The sequence below is a fragment of the Peptoniphilus gorbachii genome, assembly GCF_016908115.1.
GTDB lineage: Bacteria > Bacillota > Clostridia > Tissierellales > Peptoniphilaceae > Peptoniphilus_A > Peptoniphilus_A gorbachii.
The window spans coordinates 88385-101581 of record NZ_JAFBDH010000005.1 but is presented as its reverse complement, the minus strand read 5'-3'; the positions used below and the strand labels follow the sequence as shown (position 1 = coordinate 101581).

At 31.8% G+C, this 13197-nt stretch carries 13 protein-coding genes; 10 read left to right on the top strand and 3 right to left on the bottom strand.

The genetic code is table 11. The annotated features are described in order from the left end of the window. The first annotated feature begins 44 nt into the window (after positions 1 to 44). From pta to JOD41_RS05980, 3 genes are all read left to right on the top strand, one after another. Positions 45 to 1016 (top strand): phosphate acetyltransferase, encoded by a 972-nt coding sequence (gene pta, locus JOD41_RS05990; RefSeq protein ID WP_205052008.1) that lies wholly within the window; start codon positions 45 to 47, stop codon positions 1014 to 1016. A gap of 82 nt (positions 1017 to 1098) precedes the next feature. Next, the gene (locus JOD41_RS05985) at positions 1099 to 2364 is read left to right on the top strand and encodes an erythromycin esterase family protein (RefSeq protein WP_205052007.1); all 1266 of its coding nucleotides are present in this window, start codon (positions 1099 to 1101) and stop codon (positions 2362 to 2364) included. Between the two features lie 156 nt (positions 2365 to 2520). After that, complete coding sequence (locus tag JOD41_RS05980; protein WP_205052006.1) at positions 2521 to 3303, top strand: ADP-ribosylglycohydrolase family protein; 783 nt, start codon at positions 2521 to 2523, stop codon at positions 3301 to 3303. 35 nt (positions 3304 to 3338) lie between these two features. Here the strand turns inward: JOD41_RS05980 and JOD41_RS05975 are convergent, their stop codons facing one another. Both JOD41_RS05975 and JOD41_RS05970 read right to left on the bottom strand, forming a co-directional pair. Then, positions 3339 to 3896 (bottom strand): chromate transporter, encoded by a 558-nt coding sequence (locus JOD41_RS05975; RefSeq protein WP_205052005.1) that lies wholly within the window; start codon positions 3894 to 3896, stop codon positions 3339 to 3341. Next, positions 3889 to 4449, bottom strand: coding sequence for a chromate transporter (locus tag JOD41_RS05970; protein ID WP_205052004.1), 561 nt, complete (start codon positions 4447 to 4449; stop codon positions 3889 to 3891). The genes JOD41_RS05975 and JOD41_RS05970 overlap by 8 nt, the downstream gene beginning before the upstream one ends. A 77-nt stretch (positions 4450 to 4526) precedes the next feature. Between JOD41_RS05970 and proC the strand changes: the two genes are divergently transcribed. The 7 genes from proC (at position 4527) to JOD41_RS05935 (ending at position 12136) form a co-directional block, all read left to right on the top strand. After that, positions 4527 to 5291, top strand: a complete 765-nt coding sequence (gene proC / locus JOD41_RS05965) for a pyrroline-5-carboxylate reductase (protein ID WP_205052003.1) — start codon at positions 4527 to 4529, stop codon at positions 5289 to 5291. Between the two features lie 9 nt (positions 5292 to 5300). Next, a complete protein-coding gene (locus JOD41_RS05960; protein ID WP_205052002.1) occupies positions 5301 to 5867 on the top strand; it encodes a DJ-1 family glyoxalase III in 567 nt (188 codons plus the stop codon). Positions 5868 to 6093: 226 nt separating this feature from the next. Continuing rightward, entirely contained in the window at positions 6094 to 7242 is a 1149-nt protein-coding gene (locus JOD41_RS05955; RefSeq protein ID WP_205052001.1) for a cation diffusion facilitator family transporter, read from the top strand. 8 nt (positions 7243 to 7250) lie between these two features. Then, positions 7251 to 8651, top strand: a complete 1401-nt coding sequence (gene trkA / locus JOD41_RS05950; RefSeq protein WP_205052000.1) for a Trk system potassium transporter TrkA — start codon at positions 7251 to 7253, stop codon at positions 8649 to 8651. Beyond that, positions 8641 to 10095, top strand: a complete 1455-nt coding sequence (locus tag JOD41_RS05945) for a TrkH family potassium uptake protein (protein WP_205051999.1) — start codon at positions 8641 to 8643, stop codon at positions 10093 to 10095. Before trkA ends, JOD41_RS05945 begins: the two co-directional genes overlap by 11 nt. After that, the gene (locus tag JOD41_RS05940; protein ID WP_205051998.1) at positions 10095 to 11462 is read left to right on the top strand and encodes an NAD-binding protein; all 1368 of its coding nucleotides are present in this window, start codon (positions 10095 to 10097) and stop codon (positions 11460 to 11462) included. The genes JOD41_RS05945 and JOD41_RS05940 overlap by 1 nt, the downstream gene beginning before the upstream one ends. A 2-nt stretch (positions 11463 to 11464) precedes the next feature. Then, complete coding sequence (locus JOD41_RS05935) at positions 11465 to 12136, top strand: uracil-DNA glycosylase (RefSeq protein ID WP_205051997.1); 672 nt, start codon at positions 11465 to 11467, stop codon at positions 12134 to 12136. Here JOD41_RS05935 and mnmH read toward each other — a convergent pair. Next, entirely contained in the window at positions 12129 to 13145 is a 1017-nt protein-coding gene (gene mnmH / locus JOD41_RS05930) for a tRNA 2-selenouridine(34) synthase MnmH (protein ID WP_205051996.1), read from the bottom strand. The two genes, JOD41_RS05935 and mnmH, sit on opposite strands and share 8 nt — an antisense overlap. Positions 13146 to 13197: the final 52 nt, after the last annotated feature.

Genomic DNA, 13197 nt, shown 5'->3' with positions numbered 1-13197 from the left:
TTAGAAGATATATAATATAAGCATAAATAAAAAAGGGGGACATTATGTCATTAATTGAAAATTTGAGAAGTAAAGTAAGAGCATCAAAACCAGAAATAGTATTTCCTGAAGGCGATGATGCAAGAATTTTAAGAGCAGCAATTAGACTTAATGAAGATGGAGATATTAAACCAATAGTTCTTGGAGACAAAAAAGAACTTGAAGCTTTAGCAGAAAAAGAAGGGGTAAAACTAGGAGATCTTGAAATTCTAGACCCAGCTAACTATGAAGCTAAAGATGAGATGGTTAAGGCTTTTGTTGAAAGAAGAAAAGGAAAAGCAACAGAAGCTCAAGCAGCAGAAATCTTAAAAGACCATAACTATTTTGGAACAATGCTTATCTACATGGGAAAAGCTAAGGGACTTGTATCAGGAGCAGCACACACAACTGCAGATACAGTTAGACCAGCCCTTCAAATCATAAAAACAAAAGAAGGATACAAGAGATGCTCTGGAGCATTTATTATGCTAAGAGGCGAAGAAATGTATTTAATGGCAGACTGTGCTATTAACATCGACCTTGATGCAGAAGGACTTGCAGAAGTAGCAGTAGTATCTAATGAAACAGCAAGACAATTTGGCATGGATCCAAAGATTGCAATGCTTTCTTTCTCCACTAAGGGTTCAGCATCTCACGAAAGAGTAACAATGGTTGCAGAAGCAACAAAAATGGCTAAGGAAAAAAATCCTGATATGGCAATTGACGGCGAATTACAATTTGACGCAGCTTTCGTAGAATCCGTTGCAAAGAAAAAAGCACCAGGCTCAGAAGTTGCAGGACACGCAAATGTATTTGTATTCCCTAACATTGAAGCAGGAAACATTGGCTACAAGATCGCTCAAAGGTTTGGCGGCTTTGAAGCAATTGGACCTATCCTTCAAGGACTTAATGCCCCAGTAAACGACTTATCTCGTGGCTGCGTAGAAGACGAAGTATATTCACTAGCAATCATAACAGCAGCACAAGCAGTTCTTTAATAAATTTTGACTTAAAGACTTCCTTAGGGAGTCTTTATTTTTTTGTTTTTAAAATTTATAATGTATAAAAGAAGGTGAGAAAATGGTAAAGAAAATATTTAAAGGAATTTTAATTTTTTTAGTATCCCTTATTATTCTTATAGGGATTGGAGATTTTTTGTGGATTAATCTTCCAAAGATAAGTGCAAGGAAAAATATTTCAGATATAGAAGACTATGGCAAAATGGTGAGTGAGATAAATTTAGATGACCATGTAAAACTTGTGGGACTTGGAGAAGCGACTCACGGCAACTCTGACTTTCAAAATTTAAAATTAGAAGTTTTAAAGACCTTAGTTGAAAAAAATAATTTAAAGAGCTTTGCCATTGAAGCTGACTTTGGCGAAGGCATGATGATAAATAATTATATTCATGGAAATAAAAGAGATGAAAATATTTCAAGAATTTTTTCTTTTAATATTTATCACACAAAGAACATGAGTGACCTCATAAATTATATGTTTGACTATAATCAAAAGGTAAAGGCTGAGGACAAGCTTTCTTTTTACGGCTTTGACATGCAAAACCCTGAAAAATCCATTGAATTGATTTTAGATTTTTGCAAGGAAAATAATATTTTAGAGGACAAAGACTTGCAAGAGGAGTTTTCCTTTATTAAAGATGAAAAATTTAAGATTTCACAGCTAAAAGACAAGGAAGATTTGTTATTAGAAATAAAGGCTCATGCTGATGCTCTTTCTTCAAACTACGCAAGAGAAGTTTCAAGAGCCATAAAAAATGTAATGGACAGCGTAAATTATTATAAATTGGATTTTAATGATTACGCAAAAGCAAACAATGTGAGAGATAAATTTATGGCTGAAAATGTTAAGTGGATAAGTGATTTTGAAAGGTCAAAGGGAAATGATCTGCTTTTAATTTCTGGTCACAATGGTCACATTGCCAAAAGTGGAAAATTTTATGAGCCAATGGGGTCTCACTTAAAGGAAATTTTTGAAGAAAAATATTTTATTATAGGCACAGACTTTTATAAGGGAATTGTAAATATAAATGAAGTTGGTTCATCTAATAAGAGGTCAAACCATGGCTTTGTATCTGCAGATCCTTTAGCCTATAGTGCTAGAAAATTTAAGGGGAAATATTATTTAGATTTTACAAAAGTTAAAGATGGCGAAACTTCTGAACTTATAAATAAAGAGATCAACATGGGAAGTTTGGGCGAAGGATACTCTCCCCTTATGAAATTCATGCCAAGGTCTTATAGGGTAAAGGAAGTTCCAAAAGATTTATATGATGCAATGATTTTTGTTTATTATGCAAAGCCTATTGCTGTAACTTATGAAGATTGAGTTTATAAAAATTTATAAGCTTCTTGCAAAGAAAGAATATGACAAATTAATTATTTTTGCCATTAATAGGAGACAAAGAAGAAATATTTAAAAAGTAAGATTCTTTTTGAGTTTTAGCTTTTGTTTTATGGAAAATTTTTATTAAAGGAGTTTTTTATGACTAAGTTAAGAGATGCTATATACGGCTTTGCTGTTGCCGATGCTCTTGGCGTTCCCTTTGAATTTAAAGAGAGGGGAACTTTTATTTGCAGTGACTGTGTTGGTTTTGGTACTTGGAATAAGGAAGCAGGCACTTGGTCTGATGACAGCAGCATGACTCTTGCCACTTGCAAGTCTATTAAGGACAAGGGAAAAATTGACACAGAAGACATTAGAAAAAATTTTAAGGCTTGGCTTTTTGATGATGAATTTACAGCTGATGGCAGGGTCTTTGATGTTGGAGGCACAACTAGAGAAGCCCTTACTTTAAATCGCGGCATGGATGATTATTATTCCAATGGAAATGGATCTCTTATGAGAATTTTACCCCTTGCCTTTACTGATGCCAGTGATGAGGAAATCGAAAAAGTTTCTGCAATTACTCACGCTCACGAAATTTCTAGGAAGGCTTGCCTTGATTATGTGCATATAGCGAGAAAATTAATAGGTGGAGAAAAATTAGAAAATTTGGGACTTGATGACTTAAAAAATAAAAGTGAAGATGAAATTAAATCCACTGGCTTTGTCCTTCACACCCTAGAGGCATCTCTCTGGTGCATCTTAAATACTAATAATTATAAGGATGCAGTCCTAAAGGCAGTAAATCTTGGCGATGACACAGATACTACAGCAGCTGTAACAGGTGGACTTGCTGGAATAATTTATGGCTTTGATGAAATTCCAAAAGAATGGATAGATAAATTAAAAAATAAAAACTTAATTGAAGATTGTTTATTTTAAAAAAATCCTCCTTAAATTACTAAGGAGGATTAATCTTATATATAATTTTGTAGAAGATTGACGGCGATGCCAATGACTGCACCGAGGCCTATTAATTTAAATAGGTCTATTTTTTTTAGGTATAAAAGAAAACCAAGAACAAAGGAAATTAGGGCGGCAAGGCTCATGCCATCAAGTTTAAAACCTTCTGGAAATACTGATGACTGAAATAATTTTAAAGTAGTTATAAAAATTAGTGACACAACTCCTGCCTTTATACCAAGAAGGGAGTAGTCCATAATTTTAAATTTTTTATTTTTGCTAAATAAAAAGTAGCCCAAAATCATCATGAGAATAAATTGAGGAAGGACAAGACCTGTTGTTGCAACAATAGATCCTATAATTCCGCTTACACTTTGTCCAACAAAGGTCGCAGAATTTATGGCAATGGGTCCTGGAGTCATTTGAGAAATTGAAATTAAATCTATAAATTCTTTAGTGGATATCCAGGCATTTTCTTCCACAACATATTTTGATATAAGAGGGATTACTGCGTAGCCGCCACCAAAGGCAAAGCATCCGATTTTAAAGAAAATTAAAAATAAATTAAGCATTTTTATATCTCTCCATTACACTAAAATAAGAAATTCCTGCAAGGGCGCAGAATAAAATAATAAGTCCTGTATTTATGTTTGTGAAGAAGGCAACTAAGAAGACTAAAATAATCATAACTGCACTAAATCTTGGATTTTTTTTGTAGGAAGAAATTCCCATGCGAAAAACTGTTATAAATAAAACTGCAGAAATTATTCCACTTATGCCTTCAAGGGCAGAATTTATAAAAAAATTGCTTTTAAACTCTTGATAAAAATTTGAAATCACAGATAAAATTATTAGACAGGGTAGTGATGATGCAACAAGACAAGTTATTGCACCTAGAGGTCCCTTTAGGTAGTAACCAGTTAAAACTGAACAAGATATTGCCATGGCACCAGGTCCACCTTGTGAAATGGCAACTATATCCATCATTTCATCCTCGTCAATAAGTTCTAAGTCAGAGACGAAAATATCTTTTATGACAGGCACAATTGTGTAGCCACCTCCAAAGGTTATGGCATTTATTTTAAAAAATGTTAAAAATAATTTTATAAAAGAAATATTTTTCATTAAATCACCACAATAATTATAGCACACATATGGAAAATTAAGTAATATCGTGTATAATCTAGTTAAGGAGTGATGTGATGAAGATGGGAATAATAGGCCTTGGCAATATGGGTTCTGCCATGGCACATGGTCTTTTAAATAATAATATAGAAACTTTTCTCTACGACAGAAATTTGGAAAAGAGAGAGGCCTTTAAGGATTTTGAAAAGGCAAAAATAATGGACTCAGAAGTTGATGTAGTGAAAAATGCTGATGCAGTAATTCTAACAGTTAAGCCTTATGTTTATGATGAAGTGCTTGATAAAATTAAAGAAGCTGTTAAGAATCAAATTATAATTTCAGTTACATCAAGCTATGATTTAAAAAAGTTAGAAGAAAAACTTCCAGGCAAAAAACTTTTAATGGCTATGCCAAATACGCCAGCAAAAATTTTATCTTCAATGACGGGAATTTGTCCTGGAGAAAATATTTCAGAGGGTGAATTAGAGGAACTTAGAAAAATTTTATCTTCCTTTGGCGAAACTGAAATTGTAGAAGAAAAAAATATAAAAATTTATGAAGCTGTAAGTGGTTGCATGCCTGCTTATGTTTATATGTATATTGAAGCAGCTGCAGATGTAGCAGTTTCTTATGGCATGAAAAGAGACCTAGCTTATAGAGTAATTTCACAAGCAGTGGCAGGATCTGCAAAAATGGTAAGAGAATCTGGTCTTCATCCAGGAGAACTAAAGGATCAAGTTACTACACCTGCTGGCACAACAATTAAGGGATTAAAATCTTTAGAAAGAGATGGTTTCAGAGCTGCAATTATAAATGCAGTTGATTCAATAATGAATAAATAGGAGGTCAATATGAAAGATTTATTAGTATTTTTGGCAGATGGTTTTGAAGAAATTGAAGCACTAACTGTTGTTGATGTAATCAGGAGAGCTGGCCTTTTAGTTGAAACAGTTTCAATAACTGATAGAAATGAAGTTAGAGGAGCTCACGATGTAAAAGTTCTTGCTGACAAAACTTTTAATGAAATTAATATTGAAGACTATAGGGCAATGTATATTCCAGGAGGACAACCTGGCGCAACAAATTTAATGAAGGATAAAAAAGTCCTTGAATGTGTAAATTTATTTAACGATGATGAGAAAAAAATTGCAACTATTTGTGCTGGTCCACAAGTTCTTGATGCTGCTGGAGTTTTAAAAGATGGCAAATTCACTTGTTATCCAGGAGTTGAAAATAGACTTAAAGTAAATAATCCACTAGATGAAGCTGTTGTAATTGATGATAATATTATTACAGGCATGGGTCCTGCTCTTGCTATCTTACTTGGAGTAAAACTAGTAGAAGTTTTAATTTCAAAGGAAAAAGCTGAAGAAGTTGCAGATGGATTACTTCTTCCTAAACTAAAAAAATTTATTTAATTAAAAAATTTTCATAAAATAAAAAACTTTTAATGTACCAAATATTTATTTGGTACATTTTTTATGAAGATAAATATTTTATTGCCTTGTATAATAATAAATAGTTTATAAATGGCTAAATAGCTTCTTGTCCTTTTATTACTAATATTCTAGTGTTATAATGATTATAACTAAAATAAATCTTATAAAGATGGGCTGATAGCCTATTTTTATTTATGGAGGATAAATGTTCTGGAAACTAATTTTAAAAAGGAGTCATAATGCCTATGGCTATGATAGGGCAAAAATTTCCAAGGAGACTTCTTTTCTTGGTCTTATATCAAATATATTGGTAGCCCTTTTAAAAGTAATTTTATATACTTTTACTGGCTCAATTTCAATTTTGTCTGATGCTGTTAATAACATTACAGATTGTGTCAGTTCAATTATTTCAATTTTTGGAATAAAACTTGCCTCAAAGCCAAGGGATAGAGACCACCCCTATGGTCATGGAAGACTGGAATATTTAATTTCCCTTGTAGTAAGTGGAATCGTCCTTAGCCTTGGATTTCAGTTTTTAAGAACTTCTGTTGGAAAAATTTTGAATCCAGTTAAAATAACTTATCCAAGTTCTACTATAGTAATTTTGATAATTACTATTTTTATAAAGTTTTGGCAGGCATCACTTTATTCTCATGTGGCAAGAAAAATTGACTCAACTACCTTAAAGGCTCAGGAGAAAGATTCTCTTAGTGATACACTTATAACAGCTGTTGTAATTATTTCTATAATAATAGAAAAATTCACTGGTAAAATTTTAGATGGATATGTAGGAGTTTTAGTTGCCCTATTTATTTTATATACTGCAATATCTTTAATCTATGAAACTATTTCAATTATACTTGGAAGAGGTTTAACGGAAGAAACTAAGCACGAGATAAAGTCAAAAGTTTCAACATATGACGGAATCTCAAATGTGCACAATATGATGGTGACAGATTTTGGCCCAGATAATATTATCGTATTAATTGATGCGACTCTTGATTACAATTTGACCCTGGAAGAGGCACATAATATAGTCGATAAGGTAGAAAGGGAAGTATCTGAACTTTTGGGAATCAAACTAATAATTCACGCTGACCCACTGGGCTCTAGTTCTGATATTATTAGATCAGTTTCAAAAAATCTCAAAAAAATTATTAGAGAAAGTTTAAATATATATTCTTTCCACGATATAGTGCTTGAAGATAAGAAAATTTATATCGACATTGATTATAATGCCGATGCCGTATCTACTTTAAAGGAAAAGGAGCAATTGAAAGAAGAACTTTGCAATAAATTAAAAGCAATTTATGAAGATTATGACTTTGAAATAATTCTTGATGCAATTTTTTAGGAGGAAATATGAAGGCTTTAGTTGTTGGCGCTGGAAAATTAGGCTATAGACTTGCAGCTTCACTTATAGATGAAGATTATGAAGTAACTGTAGTAGATAATAATGAAGACGTAATTGAATATATTTCAAATTCACTAGATGTCCTTAGTATTTGTGCAAATGCCCTTGATTTTGGCGTTTTAGAAGAGCTTGACATATCTCTTTTTGATTATGTAATTGCAACTACTACTAATGACGAGGCTAATGTAATAGTTTGCACAATTTCAAAAAAACTTGGTGCTAAATATGCCATAGCCAGAGTCAGAGACCCTGAATATAGAAAGCATTTAGATTTTATTTCTGAAGAACTTGAAATAGATAAAATTATAAATCCAGACAATGCCACTGCAAGATCAATTGTAAAATATTTAATGAAAAGATATCAACTTTACTCCGATGAATTTGCTGGTGGAAAAGTTTCTCTTGTTGAGTTTAATATAGGAAATGATCCAAACTTTATTGGCAAGAGAATTATGGACATTGAAAATATTAACGACTTACTTATTTCAGCAATTTCAAGAAGTGGAGATGCAATTATTCCAAATGGAAGTACAGTTCTTGAGGAAAATGACGTAATAATTTTGGCAGGAAAATCAGAAAATATAGAAATTTTTGACAAAGAGCACACTGGTGTAAATAAGACAAAAGCTCTTAGAAGCACAATGATTTTAGGCGGAGGAAAGACTGGCCTTTACCTAGCCATGCTTTTATTAAAGGAAAATATTCGAGTTACAATAGTTGAAATAAATAGAGAGAGATGTCTAGAGTTAAAGGAAATGGTTCCAGGTGCAGAAATAATAAATGGCGACGGAACAGATATTGCCATACTTGAAGAAGAAATGGTTCATACTTATGATGCTTTTGTAGCTGCAACAGGCATTGACGAAGCAAATTTATTAATGAGTCTTGTGGCAAAACAAACTGGAATTTATAAATCTGTTGCAAAAATTTCTAGAACAAATTATGACAAAATCTTAGACAAATTAGATATAGACGCAGTTTTTAACACTGCTTATATAACAGCTGCAGAAATGTTAAAGGAAATCAGGGGCAAGTCTTCTCTTTCACTTCATCTTTTATTAAATGGACAAGTTGAATGTTTAGAATTAATTATAAGGGCAAGACAATTAGTTTGTGGCAAAGCTCTTGAAAATTTAAATCTTCCAGAGGGAATTTTAATTATTGCAGTAATAAGAAAAAATGAAATGTTAGTTCCAAATGGAAAAACTGTGCTAGAAGCAGGAGACAGAATTATTTTATTTGCAATGCATCAAGTTGCACCAAAGATGCAAAAGATTTTCTCTTCAGAAGGGAAATTTAAGTATGCACTAAATTCTTTTAAGAATAGAGGAAGAGTAGATGAATTATAAACTTATTTCAAAAATCCTTGGTTTTATTTTATTAATTGAAACTGCATTTATGGCTCCATCTCTAATACTTAGCTTAGTAGAAAAGGATGGAAGTGCCTCTGGATTTTATATTCCCATGGCCCTGGCTATATTTTTGGGATTAATTTTAATTAATTTAAAGGTAGAAAAAAAATCCCTATCACCAAGAGATGGAATTTTAATAGTAACAGCATCATGGATATTAGTTTCCTTAGTTGGAGCACTTCCACTTTTTATAGCGGCTAAAATGACTTATGTCGATTCATTTTTTGAAATTGTATCTGGTTTTACTACAACTGGTGCAACAGTTATCTCTGGCATAGAATCTTACCCTAGGTCAGTAATACTTTGGAGATCTATTACTCACTGGATTGGAGGAATGGGAATACTTGTCTTTACAGTAGGACTTCTTCCAAAACTTGGAGTCGGTGGTTTTCAAATTTTTAAGGCAGAATCACCGGGACCTGTTGCAGGAAAAATTGAGTCCACAATATCTCAATCATCTAAAAGACTTTACATAATTTATATTATTTTATCGGCTGCACTTTTCTTATGTTTAAAAATTGCAGGTATGCCAGTTTTTGATTCCTTTGTTCATACTTTTGGTGTCCTTGGAACTGGAGGATTCTCATCTTATAACGACTCCTTTATGTCTTATAAGGGCAATGCAGTTCACTTTATACTTGCCTTTTTTATGTTTTTAAGTGCCACAAATTTTACAATTTATTCACTTATTTCTAGAAAAAAGTTTAAAGAAGTTTTGCAAAATGATGAGTTAAAACTTTGGATTTTTATAACACTTGCTGCCATTATTTTTATTACCCTTGATTTATATTCCAAGGGTTATCCTACACTTTTGTTGGCCTTTAGAGATTCAGCCTTTCAAGTTACCTCAATATCATCAACATCTGGTTTTGCCAATGCAGATTATGACTTATGGCCAAGTTTTTCAAAATTTATTTTATTGATACTCATGATTTTTGGAGGCTGTGCAGGTTCAACTGGCGGTGGAATTAAAATTACGAGAATTTCAATTTTATTAAAGTTAATAAAAAGAGAAATGAAAAAAGCAACACATCCAAAGGCAGTTCTCCCAATAATTGCTGATGGAAAAACTTTGTCTGATGAAGTTGTCCTTGGCATAAATGCCTATCTTGGAACTTATTTTATATTGGCAATAGTTTCTACTGGCATAGTCACACTTTCAGGAGTAGATGTAATAACAGGATTTTCTTCTGTGGCAACAACACTATCAAATGTTGGACCAGGCTTTGGAGAAATTGGGCCAACAAAAAATTTTGCTTTTTATAGTGACTTTTTTAAACTATATTTTAGTGTCTTAATGTTACTTGGAAGGCTTGAATTTTTCACAATTCTTGCCTTATTCTCAAAGAACAGACGAAGAAAGGATATTATAAGACTATAATGAAAATATTAATTATTGGTTCAGGAAAAGTTGGATCTACAATTGCAAATACACTAAGCCTTGAAAAATTTGACATTGATATAATTGACAGAGATGAATTAAATTTTGAAAAAATAACTAATACTGTTACAAAAATTAAGGGCGATGTATTAGATGAAAATTTTATGCTAAATTTTGATTCAGAAGTATATGATTACGCAATTATAGCCACAGATAGCGATAAGACAAATTTAATAATGGCATCAATTTTTAAAAATCTCAATGTTAAAATTATTTTGCGCCTTGATGAAATGGAAAATATTTCTGAAATAGGAATTATAAAAAATTCTTTGCCAAATGTTGTAAATATTTTTAATAGAAGCCTTGAGTCTGCAAAACTTGCCACGAAATTAATTGGTTCATCAAATTATTATGAGGCGGATTATTTTGGCAAAGGAAAAATTGAAGTTACAGGCCACTACATTGACATGGACGAAGAATTTGAAAATATAAAAATAAAGGACATTGGCTCTCTTTCCACAATTTTAGTTGTTGGTATACTTAGAGAAGGAGATTTAATTGTTCCAGATGGAGAAACCATTTTAAAACATGGCGATTATATGTATCTCATGGGTCTTTCTTCTGACATAAGAAATTTCAAATATTCTCACTTTGAAATAAAGGGAAAAGAAGATGTGCGTGATGTAGTTATTGCTTCAGGGGATGCGACTTTCAATAGGATTATCTCAAACCTTGAAAATATTAATTTAAAAATAATTGAGCCTAATAGAGAAAAATTTGAAGACTTTAGAAAAAATTTAACGAGAGCTTTTGTTGTAAATAAAAGTTTGAAAAATGACAAAATTTTTAAAGATGAAAATATTTCAAAGGATGCAGTTTTTATTTCTATGACAGATTCAGACGAATTAAATATAGTCCTTGGACTCATGGCAAGAAGTCACGGCATTAGCAAGAATATTGTCCTTCAAGGGGACAATAATTACGACTCAATTTTAGAGAGCCTGGGAATTTATAGGGTTATAGATCCAAAAGTTATAGTGGCAAATGAAATTATTAAGGCCATTAACAACGACATGAAGGTGTCAATAAATTATATGTTTGGTGGCAAGGCACAGGTTTATGAAATTAAAATTCCTGACGATTTTATTTATATTGGAAAAAAATTATCTGAAATTAATTTACACAGAGAAATAATTATTGGTGGAATTATTAGATATGATAATTCTGCAGTAATTCCTAGAGGAAATACAAAAATCGAAAAGGGCGACAGGCTTGTAATATTTTCAACTAATGAAAGTAGAAAAGATTTGGAAGAATTAATTGATCCAACGCTAAAGAAAAGCATTTTTGATTTTTTCAGGAGGTAATTTTGAAAGAAATTTTTAAAAATGACTGGCAAGAAATATTGGAAGAAGAATTTGAAAAAGATTATTACAAAAATCTTAGAAAACTTTTAATAGAAGAATATAGACATCATCAAATTTTTCCCAAGGCAGAAGATATTTTTAATGCCTTTCACTACACTTCTTACAAAGACTTAAAGGTCTTAATACTTGGTCAGGATCCCTATCACAATTTTGGTCAAGCTCATGGACTTGCCTTTTCTGTAAAGGAAGGAGTGAAGATTCCACCTTCACTTCAAAATATTTATAAGGAATTAAATTCTGATCTAGGTCTAGCAATACCAAAGACGGGCTACTTAAAATCTTGGGCAGATGAAGGAATAATGCTTTTAAATACAACTTTAACTGTAAGGGCCCATGAACCTATGAGCCATGCAAAAATTGGCTGGGAAATTTTTACCAACGCAGTTATAGAAAAAATAAACGAAAAAAAAGAGCCTGTGGTTTACATACTTTGGGGCAATCACGCCAAGGCTCGCAAAAAATTTATAAATAATAAAAATCACTTAATTATAGAAGGTGTGCATCCATCTCCACTTTCTGCCAATAGAGGTTTCTTTGGCTCAAAGCCCTTCTCTCGTGCAAATGAGTTTTTAAGAGAAAGAGGAGTTAGACCACCTTCTTGGGAAGTTAAATAGAATTTTTAAAATTTAAAATATTTTTTATTACAGCAGAATTATTTGCCAGGTGCAAATCATCCTTGCTGTAATTTTTTTTGTAGTGAGGATCATAATAATTTATTAAAAGATCTCTTATTAAAAAATCGTAGTCGACCTCCTGGAATTTTTCTAAATATAATTTTTCCTTTTCTGAAGAAATAAATTTTTTGATTTCTAGAAGAGATTTATAAATTTCATCTCTATCTGAAAGATTGTAGTCTCTCTTAATTCTTTTTATGCGACTATCAATTTCGTCTTCGATAATAATTTTTCTGCCAGAAGAAATTTTTTCAATTAAAATTTTTGGCAGCTGAATATTTCCAATTTTTGAGCTTTCTCCTTCAGTGAAAAAAATTTTTTTGTCATTATCTAAAGCTTCAAATAAAAGAGACTCAAAATATTTTTGTGAAGGCTGTTGGGTAAGTCCTATACCACCAAAAATTGAGCCTCTGTGGTTGGCAAGTTCTTCAAGATTTAAAACAGGATAAGCACTTTTTAATTTATTTAAAATTTCAGTTTTTCCAACGCCAGTTTTGCCACAGAGAACTATAAATTCTTTTTCTCTTATTAAAGAAGCTAAATTGTCATGAATATATTTTCTGTAAGACTTGTAGCCGCCAATTAATTTTTTTACATCTATGCCGAGAGACCTTAAAAAGCTAAAAAATACATGAGACCTATAGCCGCCACGTGAACAATAGAGGATAACTTCATCATAAGTTTTTGTAAGCTCAATAATTTTTTCATAAAAGGAAGGGAGTTTATCCTTGGCAAAATTTATGCCAAGATACTTTGCCTTATCTACGCTTTCTTTTACATAGGTCCTTCCAACAATTTCTCTCTCATAATCATTAAGTATGGGAAGGTTTATTGCGCCTGGGATTTTATAGTCATTAAATTCTTTGGGACTTCTCATGTCCACAAAGCTTATTTTTTTTCCCTTTTTTATCATTTCATAAATTTCTTCATATCTTAATTCGTATTTCAAAGTATCACCCTTAATAATATATCACTTAATGTGAGAAGCTAAAATAAATCCC

Coding starts and splice junctions, on each gene's coding strand:
- JOD41_RS05960 (WP_205052002.1), top strand. CDS start 5,301: ATGAAAGATTTATTAGTATTTTTGGCAGATGGTTTTGAAGAAATTGAA.
- JOD41_RS05940 (WP_205051998.1), top strand. CDS start 10,095: ATGAAAATATTAATTATTGGTTCAGGAAAAGTTGGATCTACAATTGCA.
- JOD41_RS05980 (WP_205052006.1), top strand. CDS start 2,521: ATGACTAAGTTAAGAGATGCTATATACGGCTTTGCTGTTGCCGATGCT.
- JOD41_RS05970 (WP_205052004.1), bottom strand. CDS start 4,449: ATGAAAAATATTTCTTTTATAAAATTATTTTTAACATTTTTTAAAATA.
- pta (WP_205052008.1), top strand. CDS start 45: ATGTCATTAATTGAAAATTTGAGAAGTAAAGTAAGAGCATCAAAACCA.
- proC (WP_205052003.1), top strand. CDS start 4,527: ATGAAGATGGGAATAATAGGCCTTGGCAATATGGGTTCTGCCATGGCA.
- JOD41_RS05985 (WP_205052007.1), top strand. CDS start 1,099: ATGGTAAAGAAAATATTTAAAGGAATTTTAATTTTTTTAGTATCCCTT.
- JOD41_RS05975 (WP_205052005.1), bottom strand. CDS start 3,896: ATGCTTAATTTATTTTTAATTTTCTTTAAAATCGGATGCTTTGCCTTT.
- trkA (WP_205052000.1), top strand. CDS start 7,251: ATGAAGGCTTTAGTTGTTGGCGCTGGAAAATTAGGCTATAGACTTGCA.
- JOD41_RS05955 (WP_205052001.1), top strand. CDS start 6,094: ATGTTCTGGAAACTAATTTTAAAAAGGAGTCATAATGCCTATGGCTAT.
- JOD41_RS05945 (WP_205051999.1), top strand. CDS start 8,641: ATGAATTATAAACTTATTTCAAAAATCCTTGGTTTTATTTTATTAATT.